Consider the following 21,642-nt stretch of genomic DNA (forward strand, 5'->3'; position numbering starts at 1 on the left):
GAATATTTGCGGCGAAGCGGCCCCGGTCAGTGTTGCTGATCAGGGGCGTGTCCGTCGATGGCGTGCGCCTCTGCCAACTCCACCACATCGTAGACGTGAATCCCTGATTTGAACCAGAGAACACGGTCTCTCGCCCCCTCAAAGTCGTCCGCTGAGCACTCTAACCGCTCCGAGACTGCGACAAGCAAGTGGTCGAGATCGGCCCCCCGAATTTTCGCCAGCTTCTCGTTGAGGTACTCGGGTGTCCAGAAGCCCACAATTTCGAAGATTGCTCGTCGTCCATCCGGATGTTCGATCGCGAAGTCGGGGATCATGACTTCGGCACCGAGATCGAAGACGTCGTCTTCTCGGACAAGTTCCCACTCCGTATTCGCTCGCTCCCACTTCCGGGCGAGCGTCCGCTCGACATCGCTATCGAACTGGTCGCCAGCACTGTAGTGCGAATCGAGGTCCTCCGTGTGGTCGAGCGCGAACTGTCGAGTCTCGCCGGTCGTCTCGTCGACGAGAATCGTCGCGGTCATCTCCCACCGATCACAGAGGGGCAACGCCGGCAGGAAGTTCGCCATGCGAATCCCGTACTTCTGCGATTGGGAGAACAGCGACGCGGGCCCGTCCAGCACGGCCTCGTAGCCGGCGGCCTGGTCGGTACTCGGGACGCGTTCACCGTCGACGTCGATCGGATAGATCCGGTGCATCAACCCGAACAGCTTCACGTAGCTGAACACCGTCCCGAAGTGATCCCAGACGCGAATTCGCATCTCCGTCGCATCGTAGAGCACCGCTTGGGCCAGCGCGAGGTTGTACCGGGTCAACAACCAGTCCACGGTGAGATCCGTGTGTTCGTACTCCGCGTCGCTGCTGCCGGTCAGGTTGGTCGTCGACGTCGATGCATCATCATCACTGGCGTACTGGTCGGCCGTCCGCGTCCCGATTCGGACGAGTCGCTTGTTGTCCTCGAGATCGGCGTACATCCCGCGATAACACTCTTCGAGCGACAGTCCGAGGTCGTCGGCGACCGCGCTGTACACCTCCAGTTTCTGCGTGTCCTCGCCGAGGGTGGGCTGGCGGACGATCGGATAGCGCTCGTTAGCTTTCTCGAAGAGTTGCTGGCGGATCTCGCGCGGTTCGACGGAGGCCACGACCTCGAATTCGCACTCGTCTTTGAGGAGCTTCGCGAGGCCCTGAACGATCTTGTAGTCCGTATCCGCGACGGTCAGCTCACCGATGGCGTCCTCGAGATCACCTTTCGGCTCGCCAAGATGGTCCTCGAACAACTGGATGAGTTCGCGGGCGGTCTCCCGATAGCGCTCCTCGTCAGAGTCGATGAACAGCGGCGTAACCGTCTCGTCACCCGTGTGTGAGCGCGCGAGGTTAGCCGTCAGCACTGGCACTCACCCCTTCGCGGCGACGCTGGGAGACGTAGGTCTCTATCGTCTCCTCGGTGATGATTTCGTAGAGGCGGGCCGGTTGGCGGTCGTCCGTCGGTCGGAGGATCCGGCCAAGCCGCTGGGCGTACTGGCGTTTCGAGGCGCTCCCCGAGAGAATGATCCCGACGTTCGCAGCCGGGACGTCGATCCCCTCGTCGAGGACCTGGGAAGTCACAAGCATCGAGTAGTCGCCCGTGCGAAACCGCTCAAGGATCTCGGTGCGTTCGTCCGTCTTCGTCTGGTGGGTGATGCATGGGACGATGAACTCCTGGGAGATGTCGTAGGCGAAGTCGTTGTTGGCGGTGAAAATGATGGCGCGGTCGTCGTGATGGCGCTTGATGAGATTGTCGAGCGTGTCGAGTTTCTTCTCGGCGGTGCGGGCGATTCGTTCGGCCCGTTGCTTGGCGATGAGTGCCCGCCGGCCTTGTGGGTCGTAGGATGTGCGCTTGAGGAACTCCGCATAACCCTCCTCTTTCCAGAGGTCGAACTCGTGGCTGTCGACGTAGTCGCGATAGATCTGATACTCCTCGTCGTACGTCTCGCGCTCGTCGGCCGTGAGCTCGACCGACATGTGGATCGTTTCGTATTCGCTGAGGTATTCGCCGGCGAGTTCGTCGACGTCCTCACGGTAGACGACCGGGCCGAGGAGGTCCTCGAGGAGTTCGTGCTTGCCGTCGGGCCGCTCATACGTTGCAGTCAACCCGAGGCGATACGGCGCGATCATCATCTCGGGGATCTGCCGGTAGGTCGGGGCTGGCAAGTGGTGTTCCTCGTCGACGACGAGCAACCCAAACTGGTCGCCGTATTCGTTGACGTAGCGATAGGCGCTATCGTAGGTGGTGACGGTGATCGCGGTGACGTCATGGCTACCGCCACCGAGGACGCCGACCGGCTCTGTAAGTTGGTCGCCGAAGGCGTTGGTGAGCGTGGCGTGCCACTGGTTCATCAGGTCGATTGTCGGCGTCACGACGAGCGCACTGACGCCGGCGTCAGCGATAGCCTGCAGCCCGAGGAAGGTTTTCCCGCTGCCCGTGGGGAGCACGACGCTCCCTCGCCGCCCGTGGTCGATCCAGGCGTCGAGGGCGGCCTGCTGGTAGTCACGCGGTTCGATGTGGAGCGCCGGCGTAAGCTCCAGGTCGGGGTAGGCCCGAGCAGCATCCTCGCAGGACCGACCGAATCCATCGCGGAGCGTGGCTTGGTCGTCGCTGCCCGTCCATGTGCCGGCCCATTCGAGGAGGGCTCGATATCGATATGCCTGTGTGCGATGCTCGTCGACGCGGTCGTCCCACTCCGCGTAGGGCACATTCTCGGTCGCGTCACGGAGTAGGAGAGTTCCGTCGTCGAATTCGATCCGCATTCGCTATGTAGATGCATGCGACCGGCCGGATTCAATCTGTGGGTCGCGTTTGAGTGGTTCCTGTGACTCGACGTGGCGGCTTCGGTGCTTCATACTCTTCGTTCGAAACTAGTGCTCTGTCAATCGCCAATTATCGAAGTTGCAAGGCTAAAACTTCGCCTTCACCACGGGGAGGATATCAAGATACTCTCGGATATACGTCCGTGAACGGTTGGGCGAGCAACGTTCACCAAATTGATTTGATGACGACAATCTCTCAGACGGCAGGCTTTAGATCAAGTAACTAAGTCTGCTTCCACTTTCACTTTGGTTCACTGAGGTATATGTGGGCTCGTTCCCTTAGAGAGAAGCAGAGGGCATTGCGTCCCTCAGTCACACGCTTCACACTCATATGAGCACTCAGGACCCGCACCTCGGCGACTGCCCGCATTGCGGTTGTGAGATTCTGTCCCGTCATACTCTGATAGAGTATGCGGGCGGTGTCTGGGCTGAATGTCCCGAGTGCCGGGATGTCGTTGACCCACAGTAAGTCTCTATGTTACGAGTCCTAAAGCGGCTGTCTCCGAGTTCAACTGATACAACAGCACTGTTCGAGTGTCGATCTTGCGGGACCAATTTAGTACGTCCATGATTCATTAGACGATTCGGTGCATCCCGGTCGTCATCCAGTGTAAATCGCCGATGTCTTCGCCGATTCGTTCGCTGTGGTATTCACGGTTGTTTCGTTCGTGGTGCCGATGTTCGGTCTAACGAGCCAGGAACCGGTGACATCGGCGACGTCAGCGCGCATCGCGGAAGGTTCACGAGGTGCAGGTGTGTCGCCACGCTGTGGCCCGTAGGCACCAAACCCGGCGTGGTTTACACCATCTAGTTCGACGATTTCCGCATCTGCGGGGAGCAACGCACGGTGTTTGCGTTCTCGGTCAGTGTTGAGAACGCCATCGTCGGTGCCGAGGACGGATAACACCCGGAGATCGCTGTGACTGATGTCGACGTCGCAGTACGCTGCGTGGAGAACGAGTCCGTCGAGATCCGCCGCGTTGTCCGCGGCGTAGCGACATGCCATGGCACCGCCGAGGGAGTGACCGGCGATATTCCAGGACTCAACTGCGGGCTGGGTTGCCATAGCGTCGGTGGCGCGGTTCGGTGCCAAGACCGCGAGGTTGAGCGGCATGTCGACAATAACGACCACGATATCGCGTTCCGTGACGATCGACGCGGCGGTCGGCACGTAGCTCTCGTGGTTTACCCGCGCTCCGGGATAGTAGACGACACCAACGGTGTTGTTGGTGATTGGTCCGCTCCGGACGGCGGTTCCTCTGTCGAATCGCTCGATCGTTATCGCCTCGTTTCCTTCGACAGTAGTCAGCGCTTCGGCGTTTGGGCCGTAGCCGATAGCGAAGTACGCGACGGTACCAATCGTGACGAGCACGAGTGCCACGAGGAGGATGCCGAGAGCGACGGCAGCGATGCTCTGACGAGTCCAGTCCACGGCCGAGAGACGGCGCGATCCCAATTAAACGATATCCCATGATGAGCAGCACATTCCAACGGGTGATTTATTCTATCCGAGATGAATAACACGAGAGCCACGTACTGAATCTATTCTCTACATCTGGCACAGCAGTTCCTGATAGAAACCGGATAAGATGGTTCCACTATCACCGGTCAGAGCCTTGCCCGAACAGTTGAGGTTCTTCGCGTCCTATTGGTAGTAGAAACCCGTGTCATCTACAACAAACAACTACGATATCGTGGTCTGGGGAGCCACAGGATTCGCTGGCCAACTCGTCGCCGAACATCTCACCAGTCACTACCCCGCTGCTGAACTGTCTGTTGCTCTTGGTGGTCGAAATGCATCCAAGCTCCGCCGACTCGCAGAAGGACTTGCAAATGAGTCTGATCGAGAGGAGATCGCCATTGTCGTCGGTGATGCCACCAAACCGGCGAGCCTCCGTGAGATGGCCGGCCAAACGCAGGTCGTCTGTACGACAGTCGGGCCCTACACAACATACGGGACACCACTCGTCGAAGCCTGCATTGAGGCTGGAACCGACTACTGTGATCTCACCGGGGAGATTAACTGGGTTCGAGAGATGATCGACCGCTATCACGACGATGCTGTGGCTGCCGACGTGAAAATCGTCCACAGCTGTGGGTTCGATTCGATCCCATCCGACCTCGGGGTCAAACTGCTGCAATCGTACGCTACCGAGGAGTTTGGAGACTCTTGTGAGTTCGTTCGTATCTATCTCGAAGATGGAGAGGGTGGGGTGAGTGGCGGCACCTTAGCCAGTGCGGCCGAATTATTCGAAGCCGCCGCAACTGATCCGATTGCCCGAGAAACAGTATCGAATCCGTACTCGTTGGCTCCACCGGGCGAACGCTACGGTGTCGATACAGGCGAACAACGACGACCACAGCGAGATTCCATCCGCTCGATATGGACGGCTCCCTCGCCGATGGCAGCCGTCAACGAACGGGTAATCCGACGGAGCAATGCCCTCTTGGAGTATCCGTGGGGCCGAGAGTTTCGGTGTACAGAGGTCATCCCAACCAGTTCTGGGATCGGCGGTGCCGCAGCAGCTGGCGGGATCGCACTCGGCTTGGGTGTCGGAACCGCTGCGATGAAGAGTCGGCTGCTTCGGCGTGGATTGCGTCGGTTCGTGTTCCCTGAGCCGGGCACAGGGCCCTCGGAAGCGGAGATTAAATCAGGTCACTTCTTGATTCGTGTCATCGGCCGAGGGACAACGACCGATGGGCCGTTCACTGTCGTAAGTGAGATCGGAGCCGAACTGGATCCTGGCTATGGCGCAACCGCCCGGATGCTCGGAGAGGCTGGGATGTGCTTGCTGCGAGGTGAGACGGAGTCACCGCTAGACGGTGGCATTCTGACGCCCGCTTCGGGGATTGGTGATCCACTCGGTGATCGACTTCGGGATGTTGGCTTCACCGTGACCGCTGGTGCGTGGCAATGAGCAACACATCATGGCGATGACTCTCGGGAGCTAATCGTGGTCTTCAACCGCTTGCCGAAAAGCCGTGAGGACTAATTCTGCACACTGGAGCCTGCTGGGTGTCAACTCCATTCTAACACGTTCTTCGATGTATTCGTTATCCCACTCGATGATCTCAGAAACAGCGGTACCAACCATCTGTTCGGACAACAACGAAGCACCAGCTTGAGATAATGTACATCCATCTCCTGTAAAGCGAACGGCCTCGACAATGTTTCCTTCGTCGCTAAGAGCGACCTGAAGGGAGACACGGTCGCCATCGGGATGAGTTGGGCCGACACACTGCGGGTTCGTCATTTCGGCTTCGATATCAGGTGATTGGAGTTCACCGTAATTCCGTGGATTCCGTGAGTGATCCCCGAGCATCTCTTGAACGAGTTTGTCGTCCATGTCTCTCTGCAAGATCTACAAGATCAAGATTGCTCGGGAAATTGTTATCCGTTGAGTGCCCAACGAGATTTCTTCGGTCGCCGGTTGGAACTTGAGGAAGGTGCGTCTCCAGACCGTGAGCGTGTCTGGTTCCGCAAACACGGCGGTAATACTAGTGACCATCTATGATCCTCAACTCTTTGACTCAGAGCCAACAAGCCCAGATATCGGTACTTCCCAACCGGCGTAATCAACTGAATTGAATCGCCGATGTGATCACGGGAAAGTGTCTGGATCTGGATGTGTTCAAGATCCTCGATCCAGACGGGTACCTTTCGGCCTCGGACGTCAAAGACGTAGCGGAAGAAGTCATTGCTCCGCTCCCCTTGCCGGAGGTCAAGGAGAGCCCCCTCGACCCCGGCGACATCTGGCTCGTCGTCATCTTGGCCTGTGTTAACCAGACCTCAATCTGGGAAACGTGCAAAGACACCGACGGAACACCCTGTGACGACACGACTCTCACGTATCTTCACACTCTTGACCGTGACTGGCTCGAAGTCTTTGCCAACCTTCTGCTTGGACGCCTCACCATGACGATTCTCGACCCGCCGGTCGAGAATCGTCTCTATCGACTTCATCGACATACCCCATCACGGCGATCACTACGCCGAGGAAGGCGAACTCTGCTCGATGGTTCCCAAAGACGGTACGACGACTTGCCACCGCTACTGTACCACCTATTTCGTCTCCAACGAGAAGCCGGTGACACTGGCGATGACCGACATCCGCAACGACGAAGAGGAGGCCGACGCGGTCGAGCGCGTGCTCGCCCGCGTCGAGATGCGTTGGCAGTGGAAGATCAAAGCGAACGGGATTGGTGTACCGGCGTCACAGGCTGCGGCCGCGGGCTGACCGGGGTCAGCCCACGGCTTACCTGTTGGGCAGTGAGCGACAGCCTTAGTTCGATACCGCTGAGATTCGGTTGATCTCGTCTGTTCGGAGCGTTGAATTGGAACGCCCTCGATCTTCTCCGCGGTAGCAGGAGAGACTGACCGTCAAATTATACAGAAAGTGACTGTTTTGTGGCGTTCAGGTAACGCTCTCTCGACTCGATTGGGAAGTACTGATATTCAGCACGCGAGATCTGGCAGAATATGAAGATGTGGTGTCAATCACCGATTGATTTTCTCCGTAGGCACCAGTTTGGCTGTACGCGAATCCCGGTGACACCCACTCGTCCAATCGCCAATCGAACGAAAGCAAAATCAGGCCCAATCGACCGATAATCGCCACGCAGTCTGGCGATTATTCTACCTCAAATCTATGGGGCTGCAGGCTCTGGTTCGACTATCGAACGAATCGGCCTTTCAGGCGTGAGGCGGCTGAAATCGGGCATTTGAGAATGGGAAAATATGTCTGATTCTGGATGTGTATTCTAAGCCGTACTGAATAGAGCGCGCGTATCTTGCACTTCAGTACTCAGAATAAACGAGAACCTGTATCTGGCACTCGTTAATATGGGGGGTGATATCCGAGGCAACGTTCATTGGTGTTGAAGGGGAAGTGTCGGAAAATGGGTCTTCTTGATTTTATTCGCGGGGGTGGTCAGACTGCGGAAGTGTATGAGTGTCGAAATTGTGGGACAACTGTTTCCGCAGAGACCGAAGAATGTCCCGCGTGTGGTTCGACGGAGATTGGATGCTACAAGGTGTAACATACAATTCGTCAGGCGGTTAGACTCAGGTCTCTGTGTCATTCCGTGGGAGAGCAATCACTGGCCGGTCGCCTTGTGTGACGAGTTTGAGCGAAGTGTCACCTGATAGAAACTGAATTATGCGATTTCCGCCCCGCGACCGATAAGCAATTGCGCTCGCGTTGACCTTCTCGGCACTCTTGAAGATTGCCCCTACAATATCCCGAGCGTAGGCCGTGTGCTCATCAGCATCGGGAAACACAGTGCGGACAGAGGCGTACGATTCCTCTGCCAGTTCTTCAGATTGTTCGACCGGTGTTTTATTTGGGACACCTTCGCCTTTCTCCACGATGTGGAGTGCAGTGACGTGGTCAGGATTGTACGGCTCAAGTGCTTTTGCGGTTTTCAGTGCATCGTCTTCATTCGCCACTGGCACCAGAACGTGAGAGAGAAGACTCCGCTGGTGGGATTCGTCTTCACTATCCATACCAGCATCTTAGCATCTCTTCTTATACTGATTCGGTAGCCTATCCACTGTGCAGGATACACGCTCTATATTCAGCACTCGGGTCCTTCCAGAATCCGGATGAGTCTTTGAGAGCGTGCTGAACATAACACGCGTATCTGGTATCGCAGGAGTCCATCGATTCGCTTTCATGCGAATCTGATACCCCTTGCTGGTCGAGGGGCTCTGGACCTCCGACCGGCCAGGATAATCCCGATCAGTCCACCCCTGAATCATCCTCCTCGCGTTCGTGGACCCGGACTGTTGAAATTCGGGTTCCCTCAACGCTCGTCACCTCGACGACGTACCCGTTCACCTCAACGCGATCGCCACGTTCTGGCGCGCGGTTGAGTTGCTCGAGTACCAGTCCACCGATCGTTTCGACCTCTTCACTTGTGAAATCTCCCTCAATCATGTCGTTGATTTTCGATAGCGGGACGCCCCCGTCAATGTCGTACCCCTCATCGCCATGGCTTCGAATCGAGGGTTCACGCTCGTCCATATCAAACTCATCTCGGAGGTCTCCGACGAGTGCCTCGACGACGTCTTCGACCGTTGCAATCCCCTCGAATGCCCCCCACTCGTCGATAACTGCGACCATTTGCTGTTGATCTTCCCTGAACTGTCTCAGGAGATCGCTCAGTGCCATCGTCTCGGGAGCGATGACGATCTCGCGGGCGATGTCGCCAACTAACTGACCGTCCCCGCCCTCCACCTCAGCTCGTAACACGTCCTTGACGTCGACGAATCCGGTCACCTGGTCGCTGTCGTCGGCATCAAGAACTGGATAGCGGGTATGACCAGCCTCGAGGATGATCGACTGGAGGTCGGAGAGGGGGGCATCGGCCGGAACGCTCACCACGTCCGGTCGTGGAACCATGACCTCTCGCACCACGATGTCGTCGAGATCGAAGACGCGCTCGATCATCGTCACTTCCGCAACGTCGATGTCCCCTCCCTCGCCCGATCGTGTTAGTACTCGTAGGAGCTCTCGTTCACCGAGTGTCTCATCTGTTTCGGACGCGGGCGGCACACCAAGCGACCGCGTGAACGCGTTGGCTGCCCCGTTGAAGACCACAATTCCCGGATAGAGGATGTAATAAAAGAATTTCATTGGCGGGGCGAGAAATAGCGAGAGTCGCTCGGTCTGGGCGATTGCGATCGTCTTCGGCGCGAGTTCGCCGAAGACGACGTGGAGGAACGTGATGATACTGAAGCCGATTGCGAACGCGACGAGATGGATGAGACCCGCCGGGAGAATCGGTTCCAGTACGGGTTCGATGAGCGCCGCCACTGCGGGTTCGCCGACCCACCCCAACCCGAGCGAGGCGATGGTGATGCCGAGTTGCGTTGTGGCGAGGTAGTTATCGAGATTGGTCATCACTTCTTGGAGTGTCCCCGAACCCGGGCGCCCTTCCTCGACGAGCTGGTCGACCGATGTCCCCCGAATCCGAACGAAGGCGAACTCTGCAGCGACAAAAAAGCCGTTGAGCACCACGAGAAACAGTGCTAAGACGAGTTGTCCCACGGAGAGCGCGACGTTTACCATCGGTACTCCCAGAACGGACTGCCGTTCGATTGTAGTGTGTCCATAGCTATGCATCTCGTTCTGTTTACTAAAACCATCTACAGGATTCGCGGGTGATCGACTACTGTCAATAGGACCTCGACATTCAGTAGGCAAATTAGACGTCGGGGTTTGAGCTCGAAGACGTGATCGACGCGGCCTCGGTTACGAGAACGATCGCTTGGCCAAGCGAACGGCCGATGTCCACGCTATTCACGCTCATCCCCAACGTCCGCGTGTTCCCCGCTCTTCGCTTCGGTTTCGCCCCAGTCGAGGTCGCGGGACCGGTCGGTCTCCCGGAGAATGAACGGCCCGATAGAGAGCGTGCGCTTCGTCACGGTGACGATGCGAAGAATGTAGGAGAACAGGAACGCGAACGGCAGCACGGCGACGGCGACGCCCGCGCTCACCACCAGGACGAGCGTGCGCACGCCGAACACGGTCCCCGGGAACAGCGCCGGTTCGAGGTAGAGGATGCCCGCGACCGCCGTGAGGAGTGCGGGTATGGACGCGTACAGCATCGTCCGGGAGAGGTCGATGAGCGCCCACTGGAAGTATAGCGTCTTGAAGTGCTCACGCGCCGGCCCGAACAGTTCGAGCGCGTTGATGAGTTCGTCGAACGCCGCTCGGGCATCCTCGGTGAGCACGTCCTCGTTCTCCGCGCGGATGCGGCGCGCCGCGTACAACTTCCACGAGTAGTTGTAGTTCAGCGCGGAGAATACCACGTCGAACTCCCCGAACTGGGCGTCTTTGAGACCGTTCTCGACGGCGTCGGCGTTCCCCTTCACGTTCTCCGTGAACTGGGCCACCTGGTCGTTGAGAGCCTCGTCGTTAATGTCCTGGATGGCGTCCGAGACGGCTTTGGCGCGCCGCTTCGTGAGTTTCACGAGCGATCGAAGGAACGCCGAGGGCTGGGCGGGACTCACGGGCTCCTCGATGACGTCCTCGACGTCCTTCCGGAACGCCATCGCGCCCTCCATGCGCTCGCGCTGGTCGCCGACCGGCCCCAGTTCCTGAGAGAGGACGAGCTGACTGAGCGCGAGCACGAGCGTGACGCCCGTGATAATGGACGTCAGTAGCCCCTGGAACAGCGTCTCGATAGGGTCCGCCTGGCTGAACAGCGCCGGCGACCCGATTGGATGGAGCTGCCCGATGATAGCGAGCGTGAGGAACACGCCGCCCGAGATTCCGGCGGCGACCAGCCACCGGTTCGCGTTCAACAGTAGCCAGAACTTCCAACTGTTCTCCGGCACGCGCTCTCGCATCGTGTCGCTCGGGCGACTCCCCTCATTGTCGCTCATACTAGGCCAGTTCCGCTCACAATTGAAAATGCTTGAGCCGTCACAACCGATGGGAACAGCCGCGCGACGACTCTCGGTTAATGCCCTCCCTATTGGTACTGAGTCGTATGGCAGACGGCAGCTCGACCAAGATCCTCTCAAAGTGCTCACTGAAAAATTGATCTTCTGTAAGTGGTTCCCTGCTGGATACACCCTCCGTATCGGTCACACCCGGACTGACAGACACTGAGTAGATCGAAATTACTCTGCTACATACACAGCGCATATCAGTCACTGATCTTTGGACAACCCGTGTGGAGACGAATCGGTAGAGACTAGTGGGACTTCAGTTGTGAAGTACTGGATCTCCGTATTACTTCGTCTATCGCTCGTATCCAACGGTTCAGCAGTGAAACGGCACTATTTTTTCGTGTGCGAACCGAATCGCAGACACGTGGCAGAATTACTGATTCTCTTGGGGTTTCTGGTAGCAGTATTCGTCGGGTACAATATCGGCGGGTCATCAACCGGTGTTGCCTTCGGGCCGGCGGTCGGCAGCCGGGCCGTCAGAAAGGTCACTGCCGGGGCACTGTTTACCGTGTTCGCGTTCCTCGGAGCGTGGACGATTGGGCGGAAGGTCATCACGACGATGAGTACCGAAATCGTCGATGCAGCAGCCTTTACACCCGCAGCGAGCGTTGGCGTCCTCTTTTTCACCGGGCTCGCACTCCTGATCTCGAACCTCTACGGTGTCCCGGCGTCAACCTCGATGACAGCCGTCGCAGCAATCGTCGGATTGGGGTTGGCAACAGGGACGCTCAACACTGCCCTGATGTTTACCATCCTGTCGGCATGGATCGTCGCCCCGCTGATCGCCGTCTTCACAGGTGCGTTTATCGGCAGATACCTGTACCCACACCTCGACGCCAAATTCGAATTTGGTCGCCTTACGAACCCGTTGATCGCAATCGATACCCAGGGGAGGCTCCCACAGCTATCGGTCAACGATAACGTGGCGCCTCGGGATCTGATCGGGTCGGCGCTTGTGGTGGCAATTGCCTGCTACATGGGGTTCAGCGCCGGAGCCTCGAACGCGGCGAACGCGGTCGCCCCGCTTGTCGGCAACGGTTCCCTTAATCCCAGCCCGGCGATTCTCCTCGCGGTCGGGGCCATCAGTGTGGGCGGCTTCACGATTGCCCGGCGGACGCTGGCGACCGTTGGCAGCGATATCACTAAGATGCCGATTCTGGCAGCGCTTATCGTTTCGACCGTGGGTGCGACGATTATCACCGTGCTATCGTGGCTCGGCATTCCAGCCAGTCTCGCCGTGAGTACGACCAGTTGTATCATTGGCCTCGGATGGGGCCGTGCAAGCCGAGCGCGGACGCTCGCAGAAATAGTCACACAGTCCCCTGCCGATGAATCCGCTCCAACGTTTACGACTGGTGCACTCAAACTCCCGCCAGTTGAAGGTAACAAGGGGGTCGCTGCAGGCCCGACTGTGGGCGAACTCGCTGAAGGCGAGTCTCCGCACCCGGACAGGCAGCACGCATCCGAGGATCGTGTGTCTAGCATTGGCGAGAAAGACCCGGAGGAGCTGTCCGCCGAAAGTCTGTTTGACCCCGCAGCGGCGGCGCGTATCGTGGCGCTCTGGGTTATCACGCCGACGATGGCGGTCGTGGGATCCTATGGATTGTTTTCACTCCTCGCCTAAGAGAGCACCACATCCGTCCATCGGTCTCAGTCGCAGCGACTCACCGAGCGACGATCACGGGGACGGGCGAGTTGCGGAACACTTTCTGGGCGACGTTCCCGACGACCAGTCGATCCACTAACGAGCCGCCGTGGATCCCGATGACGACCGCATCGAAATCGTCGGCGCTGTTCACAATCGCCCGTGCCGGATGGCCCAGTTGAACCTCAGTGGTGATCTCGATATCGTACTCGGCGGCAAGTTTCTTGGCGCCATCGAATACGTCCTCTGCGCGCTCCTCTGCGGCTTCTTCAACATCCTCCTCAAGAGCAAGTGACGTGGCTGCTCCGCCCCACAATGACGGTTCGCCCACGACATGTAGGACGGTGATCTCCGCGTCGGGATGGTTCTCAAGGGCGTACTCAAGCGCATGTTGGGCCATCTCCGAGCCGTCTATCGGAACGAGAATCCGTGAGATCATACTGCCGACTACGGGTAGAATGTGGATAAAATGATGGTTCGTTCGTCTCAGGATGCGCAACGTATTCCCACCAGCTACCAAACTCTCTACATTTTGCACGAGATTCCTGACAGGCAAGATATACAGCGCGCCTCGGGCACCGATATTACTCGGGATCAGCGTAACTCAGAGCGGGAGTGGACCTTCTCCGCGGACATCCCGAAGTGAACCGGACCGCTACGGACTGGCACGGAACTCGCCGTGTTTCAGTCCGAAGAAGAACGCGACGACCGAGAAGACGATCATTGAGGGCAGAACCATCATGAAGACCGTTGAGGGAGCCATTACGGACGTGAGCGCGACTGTTGCGACGGCGACGATTACGGCGAGCGGAACCACTGAGCGCGTGAAATCAAATTCCATATCCGTGATTGTAGCCGGACGAATAAAGCGTTTGAGAATGTACGTCATTAATCAGTAAGTTGAAAAGTATTGCTCTGAATAGGAGCGCGTGGAGATTCTGTCGGCTTTGGACTCGTACAGCCAGTTCACTGGGGGGCGCTTTTCTGTTCCTTGAGTTTGATGTCGAGGGGGTCTTCGATTTCACCCATCACTGCTTCGAGGGCGTCTGTCGCAGTGATCAGTCCCACGACGTTCTCCTCGTCCTCATCATACACAAGCGCGAGTTCTTGATGTTCGTCCTGAAACTGATCGACGGCATCGCTGATGAGCGTGTCTGCTCGGAGCGTCATCGGTGGAGCAGCGACATCCTCGAACGTGACCTCGCCATGCCGGAGCTCGTCGATCTGATCAACAACTGCAGGAACGTAGACAACCCCTCGATAGTCGGCTGGATCGTCACCAATCAAGGGAAATCGCGTGTGCGGGCTTGTTCCGATTCGATCGAAATTTTCCTGCGCAGAGACGGCTGTCGAGAGAAAAATAATGTCCTCACGATCGGTCATAATATCGCTGACGGGCTGTTCGCCGACAGTGAAGGCGTTCAGGATCTCTTCTTGCCGTTCCTCAGAAAGATTCCCTTGGTCAAGCAAAGTCCCGAGCCGATGGCGGAGGTCCGCCCGGGATTCGACCCGGTCGGTTTCGGTTTCCAGCCAGGCACCGGTCATCTCGACACCGAACAGCCCGAGCGTCCATTTGGCGACGCTGTCTCCGATCACGATGACCGGATAGAGCAGTTTGGCAAACCAGTACAGCGGTGTCGCGCCGTACCGAGCGACGAACTTCGTCCGCTCGACCCCGAGATACGTGGGTGTCTGTTCGCCGTGGGTCAGGTGGAGCAGATTGATGATGACGAACGCAAGGATGCCACCCGCCCCAATCGACGTGAGCAGCGTGTTCTCGAACACTGGATCGATCAACGAAGCCAGGGCAGGTTCCGCGACGATGCCGACGGCGATACTCGTCGCAGAGATGCCGACCTGACAGCTTGTGAGATAGATTTCGAGATCCTGTGTCATCTCCCAGGCTCGCTCGAGTCCCGGGACGTCGAACTCGGACTTAGGGTACTGTCGCACGCGAGTGAGTGCGAACTCGATCGCGACGAAGAATCCGTTTGCGAGGATAAGCAAAACACCGCTCAGTAGGCGGAGCGTTAGTTCGAGACCATTCATTTCGTAGGGCTATTCCCCGTGGTATCAAGAATTCCGTCATCTCGCTCACCGGTACGAGCTGAGCCTCGTCATTCGGTCTACTTGTCGGCAAATTCCCCAAGGAGATCGCCTTCGTCCTCGTCGAAATCATCCGGTGTGTACGTCGTCGGGCCCGGCTCATCGTCACCAAGATCGAAAATCGAATAGAGCGCTTCGACGAGATCATACGCAGTTTCAGCGGTGTATACGGCGGTTCCGCCATCTTCGTCAACCTTGCTGATCAGGCCTGCCTGCTCCAGTTTATCGAGATAGTCGAACACCGTCTTCTTCGAGTCAGTCGTTGACTCAACAAGTTCGGGGGCCGTGGCAGTCGCTGAGCGCCGAATCGATGTATAGAGACTAGCGAGGGACGGGTTCTCGAGTAATTCTGCGAACGTGGGGATCCGATGATCATCTTCGGAGTGTCACCCGCGTTTCCCACGTGTTCCGTATCGTAGCTCATTTTGTATAGGGTTACGGAACTAGAAACGATACACGTTTGCCACGGAAATGGGGTGCTGTAGTGTTCCCCGGTTTTCGAGGCGGTTCACTCACGATGGTGATAGCCACCGCAAGCACTTCGAGTGTCTAAAGCGTGGCTACCAGACGGCCGCCGTCTCGAACCACGAACGGCAAATCCGTGAGCGAGTGGGGTGGAGGATATCAATTGCGGGGGTCTCTCGAGGGCACTGTTCGGGTTTTCTGTTGACGGAATCGTTTTCTGGTTCGCGTGCATTTTGGGTGTATGAGTTCTGCGTCACCCTCGCCAGCCACCGTGTTGAATGCTGTCGACACGCTCGCACCTGCTGGCACGCCGGTGACGACGACGGAGGTCGCAGCCGAGTTCGACTGTACAGCGCGCACGATTTACAACAAGTTAGATGTCCTCGTCAACCAAGGTGCTCTTGAGACAAAGAAAGTCGGGGCGAGAGGTCGAGTGTGGTGGCGACCTACGGAGCAGTCATCCGATGAGTTATATGATGCTGCTCACTCTCTGGCACCGTCGGCGCATAGTCGACTTCGAGAAGGGCAAGATTCATTCCAGTTATCGATGGAAAATCTCGGCCAAGAGGACCTCTATGAGCTAATATTCAACCAGACGTTCCATTTTATCGGTGTTCTTGAGCCCGACGGCACGCTTATCGATGCAAACGAGGCCGCACTCTCCTTTGGGGGCCTGACCCGAGAGGACGTCGTCGGGAAGCCGTTCTGGGAGGCCTACTGGTGGCAGCTCTCCGACGGGACGCAAGCCCAGTTGAGAGACGCTATCGACCGAGCAGCCGACGGCGAGTTCGTTCGGTTCGAGGTCGAAGTTCAGGGTGCCGACCGCACCGCAATCATTGATTTTTCACTCCGCCCTGTGTCGAACGAACACGGCGAAATAATATTGCTTGTGCCGGAAGGGCGAGATATTACCGACCTCAAAGAGCGCGAGCAACAGCTCCAGCGCATCGATCGACTCAATACCGTAATCCGGGCAATCGTCCAGACCGTCGCACGGGCCGAGACGCGCAAGGAGGTCGCACAGGCTGTCTGTGACACGCTCCTGGAGTTCGATGCGTACCAATCGACAGTGATGGGTGAACTGTCGTCACTATTCGATGACTTCGAACCCTGGGCGATGGCTGGGGATATGGAAACCTATCTTGATGAGATGTTGGATCAAAAGGCACCTCCGCTCGACGAGGGTCCTGCTGCGCACGCCGTACGAACCGGTGAATTACAAGTCCAACACGATCTCGCTGATCTTCCCTACGACTATTGGAAGCACCTTGCCGATACCCACGGGATACGATCGTACGCTTCCGTTCCTTTGGGGTATGAAGGGACGGTATACGGCGTGCTTGGGGTGTACGCTGATCGCTCCGAGGCATTCAGCCAAGAGAAACAGCGCATTCTCACGGAACTCGGCGAGATTATCGGGTACGCGTTGTACGCTCTTGAACGCAGGGACGTGCTTGATCCCACCGCGGAACTGGAGTTTAGATCCGCGGAGATTGCTCGACTCTGCCGTACAGAGACAGACGCAGACTTCGAGCTGGCTCTTGATTCGACTGTCTCGCTCTCTGACGGAACGGAACGCCTATTCTGGGCAGTAAACGGGCTGTCACCCCAGATTGTTCGGAGTCTCGTCGAGAGCGGTTTTCCCTCCGCCTTCGATTTCAGACTCCTGAAAGACGTGGAGGAGAGCGCTCGCTTCCACGTAACTGCCACTGACCAGTCAATTGCCGCCATCTTCGATACCTTCGACGGCGAACTCCAAACGGTGACGATCAAAGACGACACGGCGACAGTGATTGGGAGATTCCCAGAAACGGTCGATTCAACGACTGTTGTACAGGCGATTCGAGAACAGTATTCGGATATCGAACTCGTCGCTCAACGACGGCTGTTGACTCCGACGTATCTCCGACAGTTTGTCGATGAGGAACTGACTGATCGACAACAAGCAGCGCTGCAATTAGCGTATTTCGGGGGATACTACGAGCGCCCACGGCTCAAAACCGGCGACGAACTGGCGGCGGAACTCGGCATTTCGCGACAGACGTTCCACTATCACTTGCGACGGGCGGAGTCTACAGTATTCTATCATTTGTTCGAACAGGCAGCCGCCCTACCGTCAGACTAGTCAGAGTCTGTGTTCATATGGTATGAGGTGGCACAAAACATTGTGAGCGCGAATCAAGACAACTCGACACCCAACAAGTGGCATTTCCAGATTGGTGAGCGCCCTCCATCCGTCGCTATGATTGAAGCGATTGCGTTCGTGACGAATCAAGACCCGCTTGATATTGATCCAGTAGCAGACGTAATTGATCCAGATGCGATGGACCAATTGCTCGGCGGTGACGATACTGTGACGATCTCGTTCGTTTTTGAGGAGTACGATATAGAGCTTTCGGGTTCTGGTGAGATCGTGATCTCTGGAACGGATCTACTTCATACTGATCTTCCATCTGCAAACGAGGAAGTGGCGAAACTCCGTCTCCAGCTAACTCATTTGTCTCTGTCCGAGTTAGAGGATGGAGGGCTGGTTGTCTTGGACAGAAATGAGAACGTCGTGAGGAAAGGAGAGAATTTTGATTCGACGCTATTTGAGCAACGTAGTGACTAACTGCTGTGACATTCCCGGCCATATCGACACTTGTTCTATTGTATTTGTTGAGCGTTTCTGCCGTTGATATGTTTCTGCGGCCCTGCTGGATACACGATGCGAATGCAGCAATTTGTGCATCGGCAATCAAGACTGTTTGACCCGATTAGTATAATTAGTTATTCTCCCTTCGATATTTGCTGGACGCAGAGTTTTCTGTAGCTACGAACTCAACATTGGTAATCTCAAACCGAGCCCCGCCATCTGCCCCGTCTGTAACACGAATGTTCCAATCGTGGGCAGTGACAATCTGTTCGACGATACTCAGTCCGAATCCGGTGCCGTCGGTCGACTGCGAGTAGCCGGCCTCAAAAACAGCGTCGCGCTCGTCGGACGGAATCCCCGGACCATCGTCCTCGATGTAGAACCCGTCGTTCAGTCCCCCAATCGTCACAGTCACATCCGCCCGGCCGTGTTCGACGGCATTCCGAAACAGGTTCTCAAAGACCTGCTTGAGGCGACTTCTGTCCGCCCAAACACTTCGATCGATAGTAGTGATTAAGCTTGCCTGATTCGTCTCGACGTTCTCCCAGCACCCGTTGACAATCGTGGTGAGGTCGACCGGCTGAGCGTCGGTTACCTCTTTACCTTCCCGGGCTAACAGTAGGAGATCGTCGATCAGTGCCCCCATCCGGTCAAGCGCCCCTTCGAGATCGTCGAGATGGGCGCTGTCACACTCCTCAGCTGCCAACTCGAGTCGGCTGGTAGCGACGTTCAGCGGATTCCGGAGGTCGTGTGAGACGACACTCGCGAACTCTTCGAGCTGCTCGTTCGCACGCTTGACGGACTCACGTTCGCTGATGTCGATATACATCGCTACCGTTCCGATGACGCTGCCGTCGGCTGTCCGGCGCGGAACCGCACGCAGAAGCGCTTCGATGGTCTCCCCATCGATAGTTAGTAGCTCGCGTTTCTCTCTGGTAAACTGTCCGTTAAGCGCTTGGCTGTACCCCTGAGATCGTAGTCTTTCCGCCGATTCGGGTGTGTAGAACTCCGCGAGTTCACTGCCGATTATTGTATCCGCATCGTATCCAAGGGTCTCGACAAACTGGCTGTTACAGTCATCGATGATCGGTTGGCCGTCCTCGGAGCGAGTAAGAATCGTCATTACCGGGGCCTCCTCGAACAGCGTTCGATACTGGGTTTCGTATTTCCTCGCCAATTGCTCCAGTTCCTCAGTTTTGTGTTCCAGTTGCTGTTCGTGTTTTATCTGTTCGGTAATGTCGGTCGCAACACCAGTGAGCTGCGACGGGTCGCCGTTCTCGTCAGTAATCGCGTCGATGCGGGCCTGCACCCACCGCACACCACGGTCGGGGTGGTCGATACGGAACTCCTGTTCGCGTGGCCAGTCGGACGTTTCGTCCTGCTGGGCTTCCATCTCCGCGAGTAACTCGTCCTTGTCGTCGGGATGGACGTGTCGGAGCCATGCCATCGAGTCGTCGTATGCCTCTTCCGGGGTGATCCCGTAGATCGTTTCCACTGCCGGATTCACGTACTCGGTTTCGGAGTAGTCGATCGGCAACAGGAAAAACGCGTCTTCAACGTTGCTCGCGAACCGCTCGAACCGCTCGCGAACCATCTGAAGCTCCTGCTCGCGCTCTTTGCGCTCGGTGATGTCCTGAAACGTCCCCTGAACGGCGATGAGTTCATCATCCTCATATACCGGTTCTCCGAGCGCGCGAACCCAGCGCACGTCGTCGTCGACTGTGACGATCCGCAATTCCACGTCATACGGTTCGCCCTCGGATGTTAGACGGTCGACAGCCTTCCGAATCGTGTCTCTATCGTCGGGATGATAGAACTCGATGGCGTCTTCAACCCTCACATCGGCATCCGGTGGCAGTCCGTGGATCCGATACACTTCGTCCGACCACCGCAGCGACTCAGACTGCAAATCAAGTTTCCATCCACCGATATGTGCGACTTCTTGTGTATCTCGCAGGAACTGGCGGCTCCGGTCAAGTTCCTGCTTTCGCTGCTTGCGTTCTGTTACATCACGATATAGCCACAAGTGTGCCTCCCCCTCGGGCAGGGTGTACGGCACTTGACATCCTCCCCGCGCTGAAGCGCGAGGATTCCCACGGCACCGCACCGCTGGGTTGGGATATTGTGGTTTACGACGTGACCTGTTCTTGAGGTGCGAACGCACCAGTTTCCTTGTCAAACAAGAACGTCGATGGCTGTGCCAACCAGCCGTTACTCCTATCACCGCCATCCGTGGCGGGACTTGGAGATACTTTCTGCCGAATGTTCTCAGCACCGTTCACGTCCGCGTTCGCCACTGTCCCGCACTCATCGCAGACATACAGTCCGCGTTCAACACGGTTTGCGTCACGCTTCCGACCACAGCACGAACACGACTTCGAGGTATCCCGCTCAGACACTTGTTCGACCGTGATACCTTCCATCTCAGCTTTGTATTCGAGAAGGTCTGTGAAACGGTCGAACGCCCACGAGTGCAGATCAAGATTCCCGTGCATGCCCCAGTCCTTTGACCCGGCCTTCTCCTCATCCTCACGGATGCCGGAGAGATCTCCCACCACCATAGTTCCAACTTCCTCGTCAACACACCGCTGGACGATATGTTTCGAGAGTGTGTGGAAGTAGTGGGTACGGCGAGCCGACTTCTTCTGGTTCAGCCGGGTGGCCTGCTCGGAGCCCGGGTCGTCACACCGAGCAATTCGCTTGCTGAAGTAGTAGTCGTCCTGTTTCAAGCAGTTCAGCGGGTACAGCTCGCTGTGACCGTCTTCATAGGCGAGCGCGGCAAAGTTGTTAATACCGAGATCAACACCCACCGTCTTCTCACCGGGGGCGTCATCCACGTCGATCTCGACCTTACAGACGAAGTGTAGTTCCCATTCGTCGCCCGTCCACACAATCTTGGCTTGTTGGACGTTCTCCACGGCGGAGAGGTCAACGTCGGGGCGAGTTTGGTACTTACACAGGACAAAATCCGACCAGTACTCTTTCAGGTTCGATCCTTTTGAGAGTCGGACGCGGTTGTACTGGGTGTCGAGTTTGAAGCCTTTCTGCTTGAACGTGACTGTGGAACGCGGGTGTTCGTCGCCGTGTTTACGGTAGCCGGGCGGGTTCGCTCTCGTGTCTCCGTTACGTCGTTTGCCGTACCAGCCGCTGAACGCCTCAGCGAGTTCTTGAAGGACTCGCTGACTTGACTGCGAATGCAGGTCATCATAGCGTTCGTGGGTTTTGAGGTACGTGGTGAGTTCGTTGTGGTTCGGGATGTGATCGATTTCATCCCAGATCCGACTACACGTCCACCGTCCGACGTTCCAGAGCTTACTGGCTGCGAACCCGAGCGAATCAAGGTTGTCTTGCACCCGATACTGGTTCCGTATGGAAGCAGTATAGGTGCGGGTAACGACCTGTTTCGCCATACGTAACCTATGTATATCAACTTACTTGAAGCTGTGTATTTGCTCAGCGTGGAATATCCAGCCGTGCCATCGAACG

The 21,642-nt window shown here is 57.0% G+C and carries 17 protein-coding genes and 1 pseudogene; 5 read left to right on the forward strand and 13 right to left on the reverse strand.

All coding sequences use genetic code 11. From position 1 onward, the window contains the following. Positions 1–26: 26 nt before the first annotated feature. The 3 genes from DQW50_RS02590 to DQW50_RS02600 all read right to left on the reverse strand — a co-directional run bounded on the left by DQW50_RS02590 (position 27) and on the right by DQW50_RS02600 (position 4,276). Positions 27–1,385 carry a DUF790 family protein gene (locus DQW50_RS02590; protein WP_112077750.1) on the reverse strand — a complete coding sequence of 453 codons (1,359 nt, stop codon included), beginning with the start codon at positions 1,383–1,385 and terminating at the stop codon, positions 27–29. Further along, entirely contained in the window at positions 1,372–2,784 is a 1,413-nt protein-coding gene (locus DQW50_RS02595; RefSeq protein WP_112077751.1) for a DEAD/DEAH box helicase family protein, read from the reverse strand. The genes DQW50_RS02590 and DQW50_RS02595 overlap by 14 nt, the downstream gene beginning before the upstream one ends. Positions 2,785–3,445: 661 nt before the next feature. Continuing rightward, complete coding sequence (locus DQW50_RS02600; RefSeq protein WP_112077752.1) at positions 3,446–4,276, reverse strand: alpha/beta hydrolase; 831 nt, start codon at positions 4,274–4,276, stop codon at positions 3,446–3,448. Between the two features lie 232 nt (positions 4,277–4,508). Here DQW50_RS02600 and DQW50_RS02605 point away from each other — a divergent pair, with 232 nt between their 5' ends. Next, positions 4,509–5,762, forward strand: a complete 1,254-nt coding sequence (locus tag DQW50_RS02605; RefSeq protein WP_112077753.1) for a trans-acting enoyl reductase family protein — start codon at positions 4,509–4,511, stop codon at positions 5,760–5,762. A gap of 30 nt (positions 5,763–5,792) precedes the next feature. Here DQW50_RS02605 and DQW50_RS02610 read toward each other — a convergent pair whose 3' ends face one another. Next, complete coding sequence (locus DQW50_RS02610) at positions 5,793–6,191, reverse strand: iron-sulfur cluster assembly scaffold protein (protein ID WP_112077754.1); 399 nt, start codon at positions 6,189–6,191, stop codon at positions 5,793–5,795. Positions 6,192–6,472: 281 nt separating this feature from the next. Here DQW50_RS02610 and DQW50_RS02615 point away from each other — a divergent pair. Next, positions 6,473–7,010 (forward strand): annotated as a pseudogene (locus tag DQW50_RS02615) (ISH3 family transposase); the annotation flags it as partial. An 899-nt stretch (positions 7,011–7,909) separates the two neighbouring features. On the opposite strand, the gene DQW50_RS02620 reads toward DQW50_RS02615, so the two are convergent. The 3 genes from DQW50_RS02620 to DQW50_RS02630 all read right to left on the reverse strand — a co-directional run bounded on the left by DQW50_RS02620 (position 7,910) and on the right by DQW50_RS02630 (position 11,236). Continuing rightward, positions 7,910–8,350 carry a universal stress protein gene (locus tag DQW50_RS02620; protein WP_112077755.1) on the reverse strand — a complete coding sequence of 147 codons (441 nt, stop codon included), beginning with the start codon at positions 8,348–8,350 and terminating at the stop codon, positions 7,910–7,912. A gap of 235 nt (positions 8,351–8,585) precedes the next feature. After that, positions 8,586–9,917 carry a hemolysin family protein gene (locus DQW50_RS02625; protein ID WP_112077756.1) on the reverse strand — a complete coding sequence of 444 codons (1,332 nt, stop codon included), beginning with the start codon at positions 9,915–9,917 and terminating at the stop codon, positions 8,586–8,588. A gap of 227 nt (positions 9,918–10,144) precedes the next feature. Then, on the reverse strand, positions 10,145–11,236 hold the full coding sequence (locus tag DQW50_RS02630; protein WP_112077757.1) for a hypothetical protein: 1,092 nt from the start codon (positions 11,234–11,236) through the stop codon (positions 10,145–10,147). 433 nt (positions 11,237–11,669) lie between these two features. On the opposite strand from DQW50_RS02630, the gene DQW50_RS02635 reads away from it, so the two are divergent. Beyond that, positions 11,670–12,929 (forward strand): inorganic phosphate transporter, encoded by a 1,260-nt coding sequence (locus DQW50_RS02635; RefSeq protein ID WP_112077758.1) that lies wholly within the window; start codon positions 11,670–11,672, stop codon positions 12,927–12,929. Between the two features lie 40 nt (positions 12,930–12,969). Here DQW50_RS02635 and DQW50_RS02640 read toward each other — a convergent pair whose 3' ends face one another. From DQW50_RS02640 to DQW50_RS18355, 4 genes are all read right to left on the reverse strand, one after another. Further along, positions 12,970–13,389, reverse strand: coding sequence for a universal stress protein (locus DQW50_RS02640; RefSeq protein WP_112077759.1), 420 nt, complete (start codon positions 13,387–13,389; stop codon positions 12,970–12,972). Between the two features lie 216 nt (positions 13,390–13,605). Next, complete coding sequence (locus DQW50_RS02645) at positions 13,606–13,791, reverse strand: hypothetical protein (protein WP_112077760.1); 186 nt, start codon at positions 13,789–13,791, stop codon at positions 13,606–13,608. Positions 13,792–13,916: 125 nt separating this feature from the next. Next, positions 13,917–14,999, reverse strand: a complete 1,083-nt coding sequence (locus DQW50_RS02650; protein ID WP_112077761.1) for a CNNM domain-containing protein — start codon at positions 14,997–14,999, stop codon at positions 13,917–13,919. 77 nt (positions 15,000–15,076) lie between these two features. Continuing rightward, the gene (locus tag DQW50_RS18355; protein WP_233255199.1) at positions 15,077–15,298 is read right to left on the reverse strand and encodes a hypothetical protein; all 222 of its coding nucleotides are present in this window, start codon (positions 15,296–15,298) and stop codon (positions 15,077–15,079) included. Between the two features lie 464 nt (positions 15,299–15,762). Here DQW50_RS18355 and DQW50_RS02660 point away from each other — a divergent pair, with 464 nt between their 5' ends. Together DQW50_RS02660 and DQW50_RS02665 are read left to right on the forward strand one after the other, a co-directional pair. Continuing rightward, the gene (locus DQW50_RS02660; protein ID WP_112077762.1) at positions 15,763–17,646 is read left to right on the forward strand and encodes a helix-turn-helix domain-containing protein; all 1,884 of its coding nucleotides are present in this window, start codon (positions 15,763–15,765) and stop codon (positions 17,644–17,646) included. Between the two features lie 42 nt (positions 17,647–17,688). Next, complete coding sequence (locus DQW50_RS02665; protein WP_127341304.1) at positions 17,689–18,132, forward strand: HalOD1 output domain-containing protein; 444 nt, start codon at positions 17,689–17,691, stop codon at positions 18,130–18,132. A gap of 154 nt (positions 18,133–18,286) precedes the next feature. On the opposite strand, the gene DQW50_RS02670 is transcribed toward DQW50_RS02665, so the two are convergent. Continuing rightward, positions 18,287–20,215, reverse strand: a complete 1,929-nt coding sequence (locus DQW50_RS02670) for a PAS domain-containing sensor histidine kinase (protein ID WP_198664578.1) — start codon at positions 20,213–20,215, stop codon at positions 18,287–18,289. Between the two features lie 70 nt (positions 20,216–20,285). Further along, positions 20,286–21,566, reverse strand: coding sequence for an RNA-guided endonuclease TnpB family protein (locus tag DQW50_RS02675; RefSeq protein ID WP_112077765.1), 1,281 nt, complete (start codon positions 21,564–21,566; stop codon positions 20,286–20,288). Positions 21,567–21,642: the final 76 nt, after the last annotated feature.

Origin of the sequence: Halorubrum sp. 48-1-W (assembly GCF_003287355.1) — an archaeon.
Classification (GTDB): domain Archaea; phylum Halobacteriota; class Halobacteria; order Halobacteriales; family Haloferacaceae; genus Halorubrum.

What these genes read in the sequence shown, in the direction of transcription:
- DQW50_RS02595 (WP_112077751.1), bottom strand. Translation starts at nt 2,784, where the DNA reads ATGCGGATCGAATTCGACGACGGAACTCTCCTACTCCGTGACGCGACC.
- DQW50_RS02610 (WP_112077754.1), bottom strand. Translation starts at nt 6,191, where the DNA reads ATGGACGACAAACTCGTTCAAGAGATGCTCGGGGATCACTCACGGAAT.
- DQW50_RS02620 (WP_112077755.1), bottom strand. Translation starts at nt 8,350, where the DNA reads ATGGATAGTGAAGACGAATCCCACCAGCGGAGTCTTCTCTCTCACGTT.
- DQW50_RS02625 (WP_112077756.1), bottom strand. Translation starts at nt 9,917, where the DNA reads ATGGTAAACGTCGCGCTCTCCGTGGGACAACTCGTCTTAGCACTGTTT.
- DQW50_RS02630 (WP_112077757.1), bottom strand. Translation starts at nt 11,236, where the DNA reads ATGAGCGACAATGAGGGGAGTCGCCCGAGCGACACGATGCGAGAGCGC.
- DQW50_RS02640 (WP_112077759.1), bottom strand. Translation starts at nt 13,389, where the DNA reads ATGATCTCACGGATTCTCGTTCCGATAGACGGCTCGGAGATGGCCCAA.
- DQW50_RS02645 (WP_112077760.1), bottom strand. Translation starts at nt 13,791, where the DNA reads ATGGAATTTGATTTCACGCGCTCAGTGGTTCCGCTCGCCGTAATCGTC.
- DQW50_RS02650 (WP_112077761.1), bottom strand. Translation starts at nt 14,999, where the DNA reads ATGAATGGTCTCGAACTAACGCTCCGCCTACTGAGCGGTGTTTTGCTT.
- DQW50_RS02660 (WP_112077762.1), top strand. Translation starts at nt 15,763, where the DNA reads ATGAGTTCTGCGTCACCCTCGCCAGCCACCGTGTTGAATGCTGTCGAC.
- DQW50_RS02675 (WP_112077765.1), bottom strand. Translation starts at nt 21,566, where the DNA reads ATGGCGAAACAGGTCGTTACCCGCACCTATACTGCTTCCATACGGAAC.